This window comes from Stenotrophomonas sp. NA06056 (assembly GCF_013364355.1).
Classification (GTDB): Bacteria; Pseudomonadota; Gammaproteobacteria; order Xanthomonadales; family Xanthomonadaceae; genus Stenotrophomonas.
The window spans coordinates 413,660-429,231 of sequence record NZ_CP054931.1 but is presented as its reverse complement, the minus strand read 5'-3'; the positions used below and the strand labels follow the sequence as shown (position 1 = coordinate 429,231).

Below are 15,572 nucleotides of genomic sequence, written 5' to 3'. Positions count from 1 at the left end.
CTGACACGCTGGGGTATACGTTGGCGTTCCAACAGGAGAAGTCTCATGGAACGCATCACCAACAAGGACTTCGTTGACGTCGAACGCGAGCTGCAGCACTGGCAGGCCGCCTTCCAGACGGGCGATCTGCCCGCCATCAACTTCCGCCACGAGGTCGCACCGGTCATCCGCCTGGCGTGCGACATCTACGTCCGCAACCCACACGGCACGCGCACGGCGTGGCTCACCGATCTGCAATCACGGCTCGCACTGCGCGCCAGCCTGCGTGGCCACCCGGGCTCGGCGGAAATGGCGATGGGCTGCTGGGCCCGCCTGTCCGGCCCGGCATTGCTTCCGCAGGCAGGCTGAAGCGTCCTGCGCGAAGGTCACTCCTCGCCCGCGAGCAGGTTGCCTTCCTGCATCAGCTGATCGTTCAAGCCGTTCACCAGCGCAATGACGGCGTCGGCCAGGGCACGCGCATCGGCGATGGAGCCGTGGAAGGCGATGCGGGTGCCCTCCACCTTCACTTCCGCCAATGAGAGCTGCGACGCCAGCGTCGCGCATTGCTGCAGGAAACGATCAGTCCACTGTTCATCAGGTGCTTGGTCCAGAAGCGCTGTGATCGCCTCATCGGCAGCTGCATCGACCTGCGGGTGAAGCCGCGGCACGTCGAACCCAACGATCCGCGGCAGTCTGGACGTGCTCACGTACTTCCCCATGGGTGTGCAGAAGAGCAGTATCGCGTCACCACGCGTCCCATGCGAACCGTCCGACGTGAACCGTTCATCCTGCCGGCCATGGCTTGCGCGCCCGGAGGGCAGCGGTGTCGATTCCAGGGTTCCTCACACGTCGATCGAAGGAAGGCAGGCCAGCGCGGTCAGTCATTACCATTGGAGATCCCGATGACGCCGATCCTGACTGCATTCAAGCACTCCCCGGACCGTGGCCAGGGCCTGGCCCGCGACATGCGCGTGCGCTGGGCGCTGGAGGAGCTGGGCGTGGCGTACGACATCCATCTGCTCTCCTTCGAGGAGATGAAGCAGCCGGCACACTTGGCGCGGCATCCCTTCGGCCAGATTCCCACCTACGAAGATGGCGAACTTGTGCTGTTTGAGTCAGGCGCAATCGTCCTGCACCTGGCCGAACAGCACCCCGGGTTGCTGCCCGCCGATGCGAGCGCGCGCATGCGGGCGATCACCTGGATGTTCGCCGCACTGAACACCGTGGAGCCGCCAATCGTCGAACGCTCCATGGCGTGGGTGCTGGAACGCGAGCAACCCTGGTATGCGCAGCGGCTGGTGATGCTGGACGAGCGCGTGCGCAGGCGGCTGGGTGAGCTGTCGGCGCGACTGGGCGATGCACCGTGGCTGGACGGGGACTTCAGCGCCGGCGACCTGTTGATGGTGTCGGTACTGCTGCGGCTGCAGAGCAGCGGCATCGTGGGTGAGTATCCGAACCTTGCTGCCTACGTCGACCGCGCGACCGCGCGTCCCGCCTACCAGCGCGCGTTCGCAGCGCAGCTGGCGGTGTTCCAGACGCAGTAGTTCCACGCCATGCGTGGGCGTACCTGGCCTGCGCTCATCGTTCATGGCCTCTGTGTCGCCGCAGCGACATGCGCGCCAGCAGTCCACCGCCTTCGCGGTCCAGCAGCAGCAGTTCACCGCCATGATGGCGTGCTGCGATTGCCGCCACCGCCAGCCCCAGGCCGGCGCCACCGGTGGTGCGACTGCGCGAGGTCTCGGCGCGCTGGAAGGGCTGCAGCAAACGCGCACGATCCGCCTGCGGAATGCCCGGCCCGCGGTCGGCCACCTCCAGCATCAGCTCTTCACCGGAAACACGTGCCTGCAACTCCACCGGTCCGGCATAACGGGCAGCATTGTCGATGAGGTTGTCCAGTGCGCGCCGCAGCAACAGAGCATCGACCTCCCAAGGCAGCGTCGTGGGAAGCTCGGCGTGGATCGCCACACCGCGCAGGCGCGCCGACTGCACGCAGTCGTCCAGAACCTCCGCCAGGTCCAGCGGCTGCAGTGCCGGGGGCTCCAGTTCACCACGCGCATAATCGAGCACCTGCTGGATCATCGCGTTCATCCGCTCGATGTCGGCCACCATGCGCCGGGCCGGCTCGGGGGGGGCGAATTCCGCGCGCAGGCGCAGGCCGGTCAGCGGCGTTCGCAGGTCATGCGCCACCGCTGCCAGCATGCGGGTCATTTCCTGCGCCTGGTCACGCAACCGCGTGCGGCTGGCATTGATCGCCACCGCCAGCATCTGCACTTCGCGCGGCCCCTCCTCGGGAAGCGGCGTCATCGAACGCAGGTCGCCCTCTGCACTGGCATCGGCCAGTCGGCGCAGCGGGCGCCCCAGGCGGATCGCGGCCCAGGCCGCCAATGGTGCCAGCAAGACCGTGCCGGCCAGCAGCGCCAGCAGTACCTGTCGCCGCCATGCCGCCAGATCGCTGTGGTCACTGCTGACGACCTGCCAGCGCCCATCGTCCTGCTGCATTGCCAGTTCGAACGGCGGCAGCTGCATTGCTCCCAGCAGCTGGCCCTGCGCCTGCAGGACCCGACTGCGCTGCGCGGCATTGAGCAGTGTCTGACCCTCGATGACCTGCACGTCGGGCACCCTCGCCGGGCCACTCCAGGCCAATCTCACGCGTGACGCGGGCACCCCCAGCTGCTGCGCGGCCAGCGCCAGCAGCCACGGGCTATTGTCGCCGGCCGGCGGTCCGCTCTGCAGTTGCAGGCGCAGACCGGCGCTGTCGGCCGTGATCTCGCCGCGCAGCACCTGCACGGCCTGCCCCAGCCGCATCTGCGGTGCGGCCGGTCGCGGCAGCCATCCCACCACCGCCACACTGACCAGGGTAGCCAGCAACAGGCTCGCCAGCGCCAGCATGGCGATCCAGCGATCAGTGGACCAACGCCGTGTCATAGGCGTTGCACCGTGCAACCGAAGCGATACCCCTCGCCGCGCAATGTCAGGATCAGGCTCTCGCCACCTGCCGCAGCCTGTTCCAGCTTACGTCGCAGGCGGCTGACCGCCAGATCGATGGCACGGTCAACACTGTCGCTCTGCTCACCGTGCATCAGTTGCATCAACCGCTCCCGATCAAGCACCCGTCCGGCGTGCTCGGCCAATGCCTGCAGCAACACGAACTCACCGCGGCTCAACGCCACTTCACTGCCATCGGGTGCCAGCAGCTGACGCTGTTCGGGGAACAGGCGCCATCCGCTGAAACGCAGCTCGGCAACCGCCTGCTCCCGCAGTTTGTGCTGCCGCCGCAGCAGCGCGCGCACCCGCGCCAGCAGCTCGCGCGGGTCAAAGGGCTTGCCCAGATAGTCATCGGCGCCCATTTCCAGACCGATCACGCGATCGGCCGGACTCCCCATCGCCGACAGCATCAGGATCGGAATGGCGCGCGCCTGCAGGCGTCGGCAGACCGACAGCCCATCCTCGCCGGGCATCATCCAGTCGAGGACGATCAGATCCGGGCGCTCGACCTGCAGCAGCGTATCCAGCGCCGCCGCGTTGGCCGCCATGCGTACCCGGTACCCGTGCAGTTCAAGGCACTCGGCGATGGCATCGCGGACGCTGGCGTCGTCATCGACAACGATGATCCGGGCAGAAAGATTCATGCGCACAGTATCGATCCGGAATGTATCGGTACGGTATCAATCCGGACATCATCGCGGTACCTCGGTACGCGCAAATGGCGCCACCCTCAAACCGGACAACTGGCATGCGCCCCATCCTGCTGCCCCTGCTCGCCCTCACCGCTCCTGCCCTGGCCGCCGCAGCTCCCGCTCACACCCTGCCGATGTGGATGCAGGGCAACCATCCCACCATCGCCGTGAACCTGGATGGACGCGTCGAGCCGCTGCGGTTCGTGGTGGACAGTGCGGCCGGGGCCACCCTGGTCGATGATCGGATCGCCCGCCGCTACAAGCTGGAGGACAGCGCAGGCGCCGTGTCGGTAGCGCAGGGCGCCAGCGCCCGCAGCGCCCAGCTGCGCCGGGTACGTGCCTCCACATGGCAGCTGGGCAGCCTGCAGCTGCAGACGACGGCAGTGCAGACCGACCTCAGCAGACTGTCCCGCGAAGACGACCCGGCGATCGACGGCATCATCGGCAACGACCTCACCCGTCGCTGGGATACCCGTTGGGATTTCGCCGCCGGCACGCTGCAGCTGTGGTCACCGGCAACCCTGCCCGGCGGTGCACATTGCCAGGCTAACGCATTGCCAGACCGGGGGCCGGCGATGAAGGGCTTCGGCTTCATCACCGTCCATCTCGGCAACGAGAAGCTGGATGCCATCGCCGTGGTGGATACCGGTGCAGCGCAGACCGTGCTCAATGCCGCCGCCGCGTCCGCACTGGGGATCCGCACCGATGGCAGCGACCCCCGCGTGAAAGTCCGCGAGAAGGGTACGGCCGGATTGGGGGGGCAGGCACATCCCACCTGGCTCCATGACTTGCCTGCAATGGCCAGTGGCCCTTGGCAGCATGCCGCCATGGAGGTGCGCATCAGCGATCTTCCGGTGTTCAAGGCACTGGGCCTGGAGAGCCGGCCGGCGCTGATCCTGGGGGCCGATGCGATGGCCGGCGCCCAGGTCGACATCACCACCGGGGCCGAGCGTATCTGCCTGCAGGCGTCAACGGACGACTGAGCGGTAGCCGCCACAGCGCCGGGTGTACGCACCCCGGCGCCATTTTTGTTCGCTTGGCCTGCATTGACGAGCGCGGCTCAGTCGCAGCGACGGGACACCTCAGCCATGTTCAACGGTTCGGCCAGCAGTCCCTGCAGATACGCCAACAGCGGCTGCAGATCCCGACGCTCGCGCGATTGCGCAGGGCCCATACTCTCTGCCAGGTAGGCATCGAGCACCGCAACCATGACCAGCAGCAGCGCGCCGCGATCAAGATAAAGCGCCAGCCGCAGCTGGGTGCCAAGTGCGGGAAAGTTCCGGGCCAGCGCCGATACGCGCAGCGCGAGCAAGGTATCGCAATGAATCCTGGATGATGACGCCGATGCACTGGCAACGCCCTGTGGCGGACGTCCGGCGGTGTTCGACCGCATCCGCTGCAGGCGTCGGCGCGCGGACAGTTCCTCGTTGCCCGGCGCTGCTCCACTGTGTCGATCCTGCCGGTGCCCCTTGCGCGTACCCATGCAGTGCCCCTGTGGTGGTCAGCGGAAGCTGGCCTTTCGAGATTGCGGAACCTGCCCCATCGGATTGGCGCTGCGCTCGCGGAACTCGCGATGCTCGCCCACCCGCTGGATCAACGCAGTTGCCAGGGGATGGTGTGGACCGAGGATGTCGGCGACCTGTTCCCAGATCCCTTTGTCGCTCCAACGCAGGAAACGGACATAGGTCGTATGCCAGCCCCCCGTCCCCGGCCGCAGTGCATGCCAGACCACGTTGTGCTCGACTACCCACAGCACGTCCTCGACGAAGCCGCGGTAGCTCGCCTCATTGCGTTGTGCACGCGCCGCCAACCCGCCCGGCAAACGCGACTTCAACTTCTTCCACTTCGCATCAGAGAGATTCTTCCGCACGTTCCCATCCCGCCCCCGGCGGTCGTTGAATGACATGAATCACACTCGCTGCAACCCGAAGCCGGCATCCATCGTTGAAGGAGAGATGGCAAGACGGCACCGGCGCTGGGGACGCGGGGATTTCGATGCCGCCTTGCCGGGGAGATGCGGCGCGCCCTCCACTCCCTGTGTGCGGAAGCGCGAGCGTCGATTACAGCGTAGGCCCGGGCTGTTGAAAAAGTGTGGCGTGCCAGCGCGGAATTGTTGCAGGCTGTTGCGCGTCGGCGCTTCAGCCAACACCACACGGGCCGTCAGGCATGAACAGATAGCCCACGCCCCACACGGTCCGCAGATAGCCTTGCAGTCGATCGCCACGCTCGAGTTTCCTGCGCAGCCGCGACACCTGCACGTCGATGCAGCGGTCACTGGCTTCGGTGCCCGCGCCTTTCAGGCGGTCGAGCAACTGATCCCGGCTCAACGGTCGACGCGGATGCGACAGGAAGATCCTCAGCAACTGGAACTCGGTGGCGGTCAGCGGCACGATCTCGCCATCGCGGGACAGTTCCATGCGTGACAGGCTGACCCGGAACGGACCAAAGCAACAGTTGTCGTTCACCCCTCCGAGATGGCTGACAGGGACCATCTGCCGCCGGCGCAGCAGTGCATTGATGCGTGCCACCAGCTCGCGCGGCTGCAGCGCTCTGCCCATGCAGTCGTCAGCCCCCATTTCCAGCCCGATGATGCGGTCGGCGGCATCGTCGCGGGTGTTCAACATGATGATTGGCAGCGTCAGTCCATCCGCGCGCAGCCGCCGGCACAGCGCCAAGCCCCCATCACCGGGCAGATCCTGGTCCAGCAGCAGGATGTCATAGGGTGTCCGGGTCAACTGGCGCTCCAGCTGCAACACGTTGGCGATGGCCTGGACGTTCAGGCCACGCTCGCCGAGATAGCGCCGCAGCATGGCCCTCATGCCGGTGTCGTTGTCGACCAGCAGTACGCTGGGTAGTGCAGCTGCGGACATGGAGACTCCTTCTACACGCAGGCCCTTACGTCGGAAAGCGAGCCCGTGGCCGTTGACCAACTGCGGCGCGGACACGATCGCTCCATCGCGAAGTGGAGGCCACTATCGCGCGCCGATGTATTGCAGCCTTGTCGGCCCTGATACCTGATCGATACATTGCCGGACCGTGCAGGAAATCAACCGCCCTTGCCCGGCGCCACCCCAGGCAACGTGACCCGTGCTTCCACCCCGCCGCCGTCCCGGCCCAGCAGCTGCAGGCGGCCGCCATGCAGTTGCAGCAGCCGCTCCACGATGGCCAGGCCAAGCCCCAGCCCGCCAGCGCCAGCGCTGTCGGCACCACGTACGAAGGCCTGCCGCACACGCGTGCGTTCAGCGGCGGCCAGGCCAGCCCCGCGATCGGCCACGGCAAGGTGCACGTCACCGTCCTCCATCCAGGTACTCACCTGCAGTCCCTTGCCCGCGTACTTCAGCGCGTTGTCCATCAGGTTCTGGATGACACGCTGCATGGCAATGGGTCGCAGTACCAGAAGCGGCAGCGGCCGTAGCTGCAACGCGAATGGATGGCCTTCCGCCTCGAACTCGGCGGCGGTCTGCTGCACCAGTACGTTGAGATCACACTCCATCGGCGGCTCGCCGTTGCCTGCATGACCAAAGTCGAGGAACTGGCCAATGATCGCATCCACCTGGCTGATGCAACGTGCGGCCATCGCCTCGCTTTCGCCGCCCTGCAGTGCCAGCGCCAGGCGCAGCCGCGCCAGCGGGGTCCGGATGTCGTGGGAGATCCCCGCGAGCATCATCGCGCGGGTCGCTTCTGCCTGACGGAGGCTGTCGACCATGGCGTTGAACTGCTCGGCCAACCCGCTCAACTCGCTGGTTGCGTACTGCGGCAGGTGCGCCTGCCCCCCGCCTTCGCGGATCGTGCGCGTTGCTGCGCCGATGTCGCGCAGCGGTCGATTGATGCGGCGCTGGATGAAAAACGCCACCACCGTGGCCAACGCACTCAGGCCCAGCACCAGCAGGATCGAAACCAGTCTCGGGTCCTGGCCGTTGGACGACGTCCTGAAAGACGACCTGAACCAGGTTTCCTTACCTGCCACGTTCAATTGCACCCAGTACACAGGCCCTTTACCCGGTGCTGGATGGGTCCATTGAAAGCGGATGTCTGGCTCCAGACTGCGCTGGATGGTCGAGCCGGCGAGCTCTGCATAGGGTCGGGGACCAATGGGCTGATCACTGGCCGGCGGCGGCGCTCCTTCGATGGCCACCAGGTCATGACGTGCCAGAAACGCAATCGCCTCGCTCCGTCGCCCGGGGTCGATCATCGACAGGCTGCCGTCGATCATCTTCAGCTGGTTGCTGACCACGCTGACAGTGTGTATCACGCTGACCCGCAACAACAGCAGGTGCACGCCCAGCACGCACGCATGGATGACGACTGCCAGCCCCACCAGCAGGAGCAGGTTCTGCCACATCAGCGAACGCGGCCAGGGGAAGCGCCAGCGGCGCGAGGCAACCTCACTCATGTTGGCCGTCCGGAATGAACAGATAGCCCACACCCCAAACAGTTCGCAGGTAGAGCGGCGAACGGGAATCGTCCTCCAGCTTGCGGCGCAGGCGCGACACCTGCACGTCGATGCTGCGATCGGTGGTCTCGGTCCCGGCTCCCTTCAGCCGGTCCAGCAGATGGTCGCGGCTCAGCGGCCGGCGCGGGTGTGCAAGGAAAATGCGCAGCAGCTGGAACTCGGTGCTGGTCAACGGCACGATCTCGCCATCACGCGACAACTCCATGCGCGACAGGCTGACCCGGAACGGCCCAAAGCGGAGGTTCTCCTCCACCGCCCATGTGGTTTCGGCATGGATCATCTGCTGCCGCCGCAGCAGTGCATTGATGCGCGCTATCAGCTCGCGTGGCTCGAACGGCTTGCCCAGGTAATCGTCCGCGCCCATCTCCAGGCCGACAATGCGGTCGGTAGCTTCACCACGCGCGGTCAGCATCAGGATCGGAATGGTCTGTCCACTGACACGCAGCCTTCGGCAAACCGACAGACCATCCTCGCCAGGCAGGTTCAGGTCCAGCAGCAACAGGTCATAGGGCGTGCGGCTCAGCAGGCGGTCCAGCTGCGCGGGGTCGGCGATCGCCTGCACCGCGAAACCCCGCTCCCCAAGGTAGCGACGCAGCATGCTGCGCATGTCAGGATCATCCTCGACCAGCAGTACCCGGGGCAGGACGACGGCGGACATGGGCCTTCCCTTCGATGCGACGAAACTCACTTTTAGATATTCCTGGCCGGGCGACCTGTCAAGATGCGGAGGATGCCGCTCGTCAGCCTCGAGCTCAGACCCGCCCGCAGGCTTCAAAGCGACGCGACGGGGGGCACATATGCCGCAGCTGGTACACAGCATCGACTGGACTGCCGCACCACCGGCGGTCGTGGCTCCGCAGGCCACGGCCGGCTGGCACGGCGCCCTTCGCAGGCGTGCTCGAAGCCGTTCAGAGCGATTCGGATGATGGCGTGAAAACAACGCTGAGCGTGCCCTCGTAATGGCCGGCCCGCTTGTCGAGCTGGTTGAACGGCACAGCAGTAAGCGTCAGGGGCGTCGGCGTACAGACCACCGGAGTGATGACCTGTGGAATGCGCACCGCGCGAATGTTCGCGTCGCCAATGCTGGTCATGGTGAACGTCTCGCCATTGACCAACGGCCGAACGCCAGGCTTGCCACTGCCCAGGGCGGGACCGGACATCTCCACCGTGTAATCGATCCGGTCACTGGGATTGTTCTGGTCTGGCGCTGGACTCAAGGGGTCTGCCTTGCGTACCACCGAGAACTGTTCAGGCAAGCGTCCGCCGCGCGGTAATGCGTCCTTGAAGGTGAGCTGGAAACTCGAGCTGTTGGAGTTGTACCCGTCGTACAGGCACAGATCGATCGTGGCCAGACCGGTCACACGGCTGCCGGCCGCGGGCAGCGGCTGTGCGCGCAGATTCAGGTCCACGCGCGCCTTGCCGGTGGGAAACTGCGGCAGGAAGGCTTGGATGTTTCCCTTGTCGGTAACGGTCAGATCGATATACGCAACCCACTTCACCGTCGGCGGGCTCGACGCCCAGGGCTTTCCGTTGAGCACCAGCTGCGCACTCCATTCACCGCCGGTCGGAATTCTCTTCAGCTGGGCAGAAGGAAGCACCACATTGATGGAAGTCCCATTGATGTACGGCCTCCCCGGCGCATCGCAGTAGGTGGCACCCGCACCATTGAGCGCCCACGATGTCGACGTGACGAAACTATCGCACGCAGGATTGCCTGTCTCCGAGAAGATCCGGGTGATCGTTCCTGTTGCGATGAGATCCACAGAGATCCGGCTGCGTCTCTCGGTGAACTTCAAGGTGATTGGCGTGCTGCCATATCGTCCCGATCCTTGCGAGCTGGTGGGGCATGCCCCTGACGTGGAATCCGTTTCACTCAAGCACAGGAAATGCACCTGTGTGTAGCCGCCCTGCGCACTGGTGTAATAGCCGGGCTTGACTGCAGCAACCGCTCGCCAATAGACATTCAGATTGCCCACTGCGCTGGCACGGTCGAAGGTCAACTTCACTTCTGTGTTCTTGTCCGAGAGATTGGTGGGCGGACTCGCAGCACGCACCGCTGGCGCGACGCCGAGTGCGAGGCAAGCCACCACGGCAGCTGTTTTCACGATTGATATCAACATGGCATTCAGATCGACACGTGTGTGTGGAGGAAGGCGGCCGAAGCCGCTCGCGTCATTTCAAAGGAGCGCGCACCCCGCTCACGCCCGCGGTCTGCCCGGGGACATCGAGCAGGCGCACCACCCGCGGCAGGCTGCGGATCTGCGCTGGCAGTGCGGATGCCGCTACCGGTGCGCATTGCAGCTGGCCCACCAGTTGCACCACATCGCGTCGCGAGGTCACCTGCATCGCACAGGCGAACACCCGCCCTTCGTGCAGCAGGTACAACCTATCCAGCTTCACCGGAGCATCCAGGACGAAGCCTCCCTGCTCATCGAGGTTGGGCACCAGGGCATTGAGCACCACGGCGCCCGCCAGCGCATTGCCCTGTGCATCCAGCGCGCGTCCCACATAGGTGAAGGTGGCCTGCGACTGCACCTGCTTCAGCACCAGCTTGCCCGGCGACAGGAAATAGTTGGCGGCACCGCCACCAGCGGCCACGCTGACACTGGCCGAGGCATGATTGGACACCGCGTCGCTGACTTCCGCGAAACTACGCCGGTACCCTTCCATCGGCACCAGAGCGCTCTGGCCAAACCCAAGCTTGAACGGCTGCACTGCATCGGCGCTCACCTGTGCAGCCAGCTCTTCGAGGGCGTCATCGTTGTCGGCCACCTTCACCGCGATCGCACCGGCAGGCGTGCCACCGCCGCTGTCCGCGCCCCAGTAGAAGCCGGACGTTCCGATCGCAAAGGCCGAGGCATAGTTGCCGGCAACGTTGGTGTTCTGTCCGTCGCTGCCCCGGCGGTACGCACTGTAAATCGTTGCATCCAGATCGCCATAACGGCTGTCCACGCGTCCGGTGACGCTGCCGGAATAGCTCTCGTCGCGATAGCCGCTGAAACCCGCACCAAGTTCGCGGTAGCTGCCGTTCTGCCAGATGCGCCGGTAGGACGCCGAGTAACTCATCTCGGACTCGTTGTCGCGTGAGGTGCGCACGTCGGCCTGGGCCGAGGTGAAGCTGGAGCGCCCGTCGGGCGTCGGCGGTTGCGAGGCGTGGGACACAGTGATGCCCGCATATACACCGGTATCGCGCAGGCTGAGGTTGCCCTCGTTCTGGTTGCGGTAGGCACCAAGACGAGCACCGATGTTCGCACCGCGCACCGTGAAGCTGCGGCTGAGCCCGAGCTGCAGCGCCCGGGTCACCGACGGTCGCAGCTGGCTGCTGCCTGGCAGCATTGGTACCGGTGGGGCGAAAGGATTCAGTACCGGTTGCTCGAACAACGGCCGGCTGCGGGCGCTGTTGTAGTTGTAGCCGGCCAGCACCGACCACTTGCCCAGCATGAAGGAGACCGATGCATTGATCGAGTCGTAGCAACCGACGTCACCGGGGAACGCATCGGCTTCCCGGCAGACCTGCCCACGCATGCTGTAACGGTACAGGTTCCAGGAAATGCCGTTGTTGAAGCTGATCAGCTGCGAATCACCGCGCGATCCGTCGTTGCTGGCCAGGTAGGACAGCGTGGCCGAGAGCACACCGGCCTGGAAGGCATGCTGCCACTCCAGCTTGGTTTCACCATACAGCTTGCCCCCCAGCGCCGCTGCACCCGCGGTCAGGTAGACGTTCGCGCCCAGCCCCCGGCGTGCACCCGCCTGCACCGCACTTCGGCGGTTCCAGTCATCACCCGGGCCCCGGCTCCAGTCATCCATCGCCACCCGGCCACCCTGCACAAACCACTGCAGTCCATCATTGCCAAGCATGCTGCCGGTTTTGGAGAAGGGCGTCGTCTCCTCACGGGTCAGCACACCGTTTTCGTAGATCCGCAGGGTCAGCGGATAGCTGCCATTGGGAAAGCTCCCGCTGTGCACCGACTGCACGCCGGCCGAGAAGTACTGGCTGCCCAGCAGCTCGTTGCCACGCAGTACATCCACGCGCGCATCGCGGCTCAGCAGCAGCGTTACCGGCGTGGCGTTGCCGCTGTCATCCAGGCGGTAGTAGGCTTGGGTACTGCCGATGCGCACGCCGTCGAAGCGTGGCAGCGGCAGCATCGAGAAGCCGAAGTTGCCGCCCAGCGGACTGGAAAGATCACGTTGATCCATGCGCCCGCCCTGGGCGTAGTAGGTCTGCCTGAAGTCCTGGCGGTAGTACAGATTGTCGAAGCGGAAGGCGCTCTGGCTTTCCTCGCGATTCGCGGCACGTGCGTACGACCATTGCGCCGCAGCGAAGCCACTGCGGCCGATACCGAGCGCCCCCGTGCCCTGCACGGCAACGTTGCGGTATTCATCGCCCAGCGAGAAGTTGACATATTGCCGGTGCACCAGTGCGTTCACGGCCTCGCGGTTCACCTGCTCGAAGCGCTGTGTCGGCACATCCAGCCGAGCCACCCAGTCGCGGGCCAGGAACAGCTGCACCGCGCCACTGCTTTCGTCATAGATGATCGCGGCCTGGTCGGTATCCACATGACCGCAGCCTTCCACCACGATGGCACCGCAGGCCAGGTTGCCATTGCGCGGCAGCTTTGCCGCAAGCGCCGCCACCATCGCGTCCCTCAGGACCGGCAGATCGGCCGTCGGCGCCGCTTCCAGGATCGCAGTGGCCAGCAGGTCCGGCTCTTCAAAGCGCACCGTATCCAGGCTGACCGTCGCCGCATGGGTGCCCAGGCTGCGGCCGTACAACACCACGTCGACCTGCTCCAGCTGCCCTTCCAGCAGCGCCTCGAAGCCCGGTGGCACCATCGGTGCGCCACCCGCCAACGGCGCCGCCAATGCAGTGCCTGGCAGGCCGAGCACTGCAATCAAGGCCAATGTCAGCCGGTTGGGTCGAAGCAGGGGGTTCACTGGAATGTCGCCTCATCTTGGATGGGGCGCGGGTTGTAGCCCGCGCCCCGTTTACAGCAGTGCGGCCCAGCCGCTCCATGGGTCCTGCAATCAGGTGCCCTGGGTCACCACCAGGCTGACCACGCCGGAGTAGCTGCTGGCATCCAGTGCGCCCGGGGTGGTCTGGCGGATCGTCAGCGGCATGGCCTGCGAGCTGGCAGCACCGGCAGCGACGTTGGTCGGGAAGATGTCCTTCGCCGCCAGGGTGGTATCGGTAGTGGTCAGGTCCTTCAGGTTGTAGGACACGCTCAGCGGCACCGACTTGGCCGCCGTGTTGGTGGTCGGCGCCAGCACCGGGCTGTTCACCAGGCGCAGCAGCACGGCCTTCTTGACGTCATTGGTGAAGATCTTGGTCATGATGGTGACCGGCTGCAGGCCACCCAGCGGCGTGGTCGGGGTGGCGCTTGCTGCCGCACCCGGGATGTAGTTCATGCGGACCACCTGCGGCAGCGCGCTGCCGTCGGCCTGCAGCAGTTCGATGTTCGGATCGACGTCGGCGACGACGGTGATGTCCTTCTGGGCGGCAAACGCCGAGGTCGAGGCCAGCAGCGCGGCGGTCAGGCCGGCAATCTTGAGCAGCTTCATCGTGATGATTCCTTGGATTGGATTGGATTACCGGCAGTGACCGGTGGGGATGTGCGGGTTGCCCCGCTCAAGCGGTCAGCGCACCGCAGCCAGATCCTTGCTCTGGATATCGGGAGTGCTGTCCACCTGATACTTGACGCGCAGGAGAGACCCGGAGGGTGTCCCTGGCACTTCCAGGTCCATGCCTGGATAGATGTTCTTTTCCAGCGTCTGCCATTGGCAGCTGGCATCGTCGTTGCCGCTGCAGCGACCGACCTTCAACAGGCCCAAGCGGATGTTGCCACTGTTGTGCAGCCGCGATGGGCCACTACGCTCGAGCGCCACCTGCGGGTTGGCTGGCACCATGCGCACCAGCACGCCCCAGATCAGGTTCACACTGAGGTGGGTCTTGGCAGTCTCAGCGCCCTCGGCCGCCGATTCACTGCTGGGCAGTGGAACCTGCTCGAAATACACGCGATAGACTTCCTCGCTCTTCGGTGCAGCCATGCCAACAATGCGCACGGCGCGGCTTCCACCAGCAGGCAGGGCGAACTTCGGCGGCGATACCACCAGGCCGATGCCCTCCCAGTTGTTGACCTCTTCCTCGTGCTCCTGCGCCGTTCCCGGCTGCAGCACGCGCTTCACCGAGACCTTCACGAACTGGGTGTCTTCCGACTTCGAATACACCTGGATGGTCGACGCGGCCTCGCCCTGCGCGCCGATGTCGACCGACATCGGATAGACCGACATGTTGGCACTGGCCGAGCCCGCAGCGAGCAGCGTTACGCCCAACAAGATTCCCCTGAACACCGCTGCCGCACACGCCATGACTGCCCCCGCTCTCTCGTAGTTCGATGCAACTTGGGGACAAAACTTAGCCAGCCGAAATGCGACGCGCATCAAAGTTTGTGTTGCAATTTGTTGCAGGTGTGACAGATGACGACCTTCACGCATATGAAGGACGCACATTCGGATCCGACAAAAACCGCATGGTTGTTGGGAAATCGGCTGACCTCTCTCCGGCAAACATCCGATTGAAATTTGTTGCAGCACGGCAGAAATTTTCTCCGTGACCAAGATCACGATTCCCGTGTCGGGTGCGTCACGGACAGCACGATGCGCAGATTGGCGCCGGTCTCACATTTCCCGTAACGCCCTGCAACATTTCGACCCGCTGGCGCAATGCCCGGGCAACAACTCCGAGCCACAGTCACGCCGTAGCTGCGGTGGCGAGAGTGTGGACAGCGGGTGGGACGCGTACAGATTGTGCTGATGGGAGGGCCCTACGACGGCCAGGATGTACTGGCCTCCCGGCGGCAGATCCGTGATGGCTGCTACATCACTCGCCAAGCCGTCTATGTCGCCAGCGGACGCATCGGCCAGAACGACTGGCCGCTGTACGAGGTGCTGCCGGCCGAGATCGTGGCCGGCTCGCGCGAAAGCCCAGATGCGGACGCCAGGCCCTGCTACGGGCCGTGCCACGCTGACAGAGAGGAGCCATGCCCAAGAACCTCACAAGCGACTACATGCATGATGTCGTTCATCGATACCTGATGGCGGTGAATGCCGCCGACCCGGAAACCGTTGTCGGTCTGTTTTCCGATCAGGCCTGCCTTGAAGACCCGGTGGGAATGCCGCCGATCCGCGGCCAGGAAGCGATCCGCTGCTTCTACGCATCCTTGCCTCCGATCAAGGTGCACCTGCACCTGCAGGGGCCGATCCGCGCAGTAGCAGGCGAAGCCGTGTTCGCTCTCTGCGGCACCTACGAACGTGCTGGCGTGCGCACTCAGTTCTATCCGATCAACCACATCGTGTTTGACCGGCGAGGTCTGATCACCCACCTGCGCGCGTGGCTGGGCGCTTCGAACATCCACCGCACCCGGCGTTGAAAGCCTGCAGCGTGCAGGCAATGGAAGCAGCCGCTG

Annotated in this window: 16 protein-coding genes; 4 read left to right on the top strand and 12 right to left on the bottom strand. The window is 65.1% G+C overall.

Features of this window, described 5'->3' with window-relative positions; translation table 11 throughout:
* Positions 1-45: 45 nt before the first annotated feature.
* On the top strand, positions 46-348 hold the full coding sequence (locus tag HUT07_RS01905; RefSeq protein WP_176019492.1) for a hypothetical protein: 303 nt from the start codon (positions 46-48) through the stop codon (positions 346-348).
* A 17-nt stretch (positions 349-365) separates the two neighbouring features.
* Here the strand turns inward: HUT07_RS01905 and HUT07_RS01900 are convergent, their stop codons facing one another.
* Entirely contained in the window at positions 366-698 is a 333-nt protein-coding gene (locus HUT07_RS01900; protein WP_176019491.1) for a hypothetical protein, read from the bottom strand.
* A gap of 183 nt (positions 699-881) precedes the next feature.
* Between HUT07_RS01900 and HUT07_RS01895 the strand changes: the two genes are divergently transcribed.
* Positions 882-1,523 carry a glutathione S-transferase family protein gene (locus HUT07_RS01895; RefSeq protein ID WP_176019490.1) on the top strand — a complete coding sequence of 214 codons (642 nt, stop codon included), beginning with the start codon at positions 882-884 and terminating at the stop codon, positions 1,521-1,523.
* Between the two features lie 34 nt (positions 1,524-1,557).
* Here HUT07_RS01895 and HUT07_RS01890 read toward each other — a convergent pair whose 3' ends face one another.
* Both HUT07_RS01890 and HUT07_RS01885 read right to left on the bottom strand, forming a co-directional pair.
* Positions 1,558-2,868, bottom strand: a complete 1,311-nt coding sequence (locus tag HUT07_RS01890; protein ID WP_176022457.1) for an ATP-binding protein — start codon at positions 2,866-2,868, stop codon at positions 1,558-1,560.
* 32 nt (positions 2,869-2,900) lie between these two features.
* A complete protein-coding gene (locus HUT07_RS01885; RefSeq protein ID WP_176019489.1) occupies positions 2,901-3,608 on the bottom strand; it encodes a response regulator in 708 nt (235 codons plus the stop codon).
* Positions 3,609-3,712: 104 nt separating this feature from the next.
* Here HUT07_RS01885 and HUT07_RS01880 point away from each other — a divergent pair, with 104 nt between their 5' ends.
* Positions 3,713-4,639, top strand: coding sequence for a pepsin/retropepsin-like aspartic protease family protein (locus HUT07_RS01880; protein WP_176019488.1), 927 nt, complete (start codon positions 3,713-3,715; stop codon positions 4,637-4,639).
* Positions 4,640-4,716: 77 nt separating this feature from the next.
* On the opposite strand, the gene HUT07_RS01875 is transcribed toward HUT07_RS01880, so the two are convergent.
* The 9 genes from HUT07_RS01875 to HUT07_RS01835 all read right to left on the bottom strand — a co-directional run bounded on the left by HUT07_RS01875 (position 4,717) and on the right by HUT07_RS01835 (position 14,439).
* Positions 4,717-4,968: a hypothetical protein gene (locus tag HUT07_RS01875; RefSeq protein ID WP_176019487.1), complete on the bottom strand. Its 252-nt coding sequence runs from the start codon at positions 4,966-4,968 to the stop codon at positions 4,717-4,719.
* 189 nt (positions 4,969-5,157) lie between these two features.
* Positions 5,158-5,526, bottom strand: a complete 369-nt coding sequence (locus tag HUT07_RS01870) for a transposase (protein WP_176019486.1) — start codon at positions 5,524-5,526, stop codon at positions 5,158-5,160.
* A gap of 268 nt (positions 5,527-5,794) precedes the next feature.
* Positions 5,795-6,526 (bottom strand): winged helix-turn-helix domain-containing protein, encoded by a 732-nt coding sequence (locus HUT07_RS01865; RefSeq protein WP_176019485.1) that lies wholly within the window; start codon positions 6,524-6,526, stop codon positions 5,795-5,797.
* Positions 6,527-6,702: 176 nt separating this feature from the next.
* Positions 6,703-8,049, bottom strand: coding sequence for an ATP-binding protein (locus HUT07_RS01860; protein WP_176019484.1), 1,347 nt, complete (start codon positions 8,047-8,049; stop codon positions 6,703-6,705).
* Positions 8,042-8,767 carry a response regulator gene (locus tag HUT07_RS01855; protein WP_176019483.1) on the bottom strand — a complete coding sequence of 242 codons (726 nt, stop codon included), beginning with the start codon at positions 8,765-8,767 and terminating at the stop codon, positions 8,042-8,044. The genes HUT07_RS01860 and HUT07_RS01855 overlap by 8 nt, the downstream gene beginning before the upstream one ends.
* Before the next feature lie 250 nt (positions 8,768-9,017).
* Positions 9,018-10,229: a CfaE/CblD family pilus tip adhesin gene (locus HUT07_RS01850; RefSeq protein WP_176019482.1), complete on the bottom strand. Its 1,212-nt coding sequence runs from the start codon at positions 10,227-10,229 to the stop codon at positions 9,018-9,020.
* 52 nt (positions 10,230-10,281) lie between these two features.
* Positions 10,282-13,044: a TcfC E-set like domain-containing protein gene (locus tag HUT07_RS01845; RefSeq protein ID WP_176019481.1), complete on the bottom strand. Its 2,763-nt coding sequence runs from the start codon at positions 13,042-13,044 to the stop codon at positions 10,282-10,284.
* A gap of 90 nt (positions 13,045-13,134) precedes the next feature.
* A complete protein-coding gene (locus tag HUT07_RS01840; protein WP_176019480.1) occupies positions 13,135-13,668 on the bottom strand; it encodes a CS1 type fimbrial major subunit in 534 nt (177 codons plus the stop codon).
* A gap of 75 nt (positions 13,669-13,743) precedes the next feature.
* Complete coding sequence (locus tag HUT07_RS01835) at positions 13,744-14,439, bottom strand: fimbria/pilus periplasmic chaperone (RefSeq protein ID WP_176019479.1); 696 nt, start codon at positions 14,437-14,439, stop codon at positions 13,744-13,746.
* 707 nt (positions 14,440-15,146) lie between these two features.
* Between HUT07_RS01835 and HUT07_RS01830 the strand changes: the two genes are divergently transcribed.
* Positions 15,147-15,536, top strand: coding sequence for a nuclear transport factor 2 family protein (locus HUT07_RS01830; RefSeq protein WP_176019478.1), 390 nt, complete (start codon positions 15,147-15,149; stop codon positions 15,534-15,536).
* Positions 15,537-15,572: the final 36 nt, after the last annotated feature.

Bases quoted from the DNA above. Each gene is read 5' to 3' on its own strand.
- HUT07_RS01905 (WP_176019492.1), top strand. From the start codon at position 46: ATGGAACGCATCACCAACAAGGACTTCGTTGACGTCGAACGCGAGCTG.
- HUT07_RS01900 (WP_176019491.1), bottom strand. From the start codon at position 698: ATGGGGAAGTACGTGAGCACGTCCAGACTGCCGCGGATCGTTGGGTTC.
- HUT07_RS01895 (WP_176019490.1), top strand. From the start codon at position 882: ATGACGCCGATCCTGACTGCATTCAAGCACTCCCCGGACCGTGGCCAG.
- HUT07_RS01890 (WP_176022457.1), bottom strand. From the start codon at position 2,868: ATGCTGGCGCTGGCGAGCCTGTTGCTGGCTACCCTGGTCAGTGTGGCG.
- HUT07_RS01885 (WP_176019489.1), bottom strand. From the start codon at position 3,608: ATGAATCTTTCTGCCCGGATCATCGTTGTCGATGACGACGCCAGCGTC.
- HUT07_RS01880 (WP_176019488.1), top strand. From the start codon at position 3,713: ATGCGCCCCATCCTGCTGCCCCTGCTCGCCCTCACCGCTCCTGCCCTG.
- HUT07_RS01865 (WP_176019485.1), bottom strand. From the start codon at position 6,526: ATGTCCGCAGCTGCACTACCCAGCGTACTGCTGGTCGACAACGACACC.
- HUT07_RS01860 (WP_176019484.1), bottom strand. From the start codon at position 8,049: ATGAGTGAGGTTGCCTCGCGCCGCTGGCGCTTCCCCTGGCCGCGTTCG.
- HUT07_RS01855 (WP_176019483.1), bottom strand. From the start codon at position 8,767: ATGTCCGCCGTCGTCCTGCCCCGGGTACTGCTGGTCGAGGATGATCCT.
- HUT07_RS01850 (WP_176019482.1), bottom strand. From the start codon at position 10,229: ATGTTGATATCAATCGTGAAAACAGCTGCCGTGGTGGCTTGCCTCGCA.
- HUT07_RS01840 (WP_176019480.1), bottom strand. From the start codon at position 13,668: ATGAAGCTGCTCAAGATTGCCGGCCTGACCGCCGCGCTGCTGGCCTCG.
- HUT07_RS01830 (WP_176019478.1), top strand. From the start codon at position 15,147: ATGCCCAAGAACCTCACAAGCGACTACATGCATGATGTCGTTCATCGA.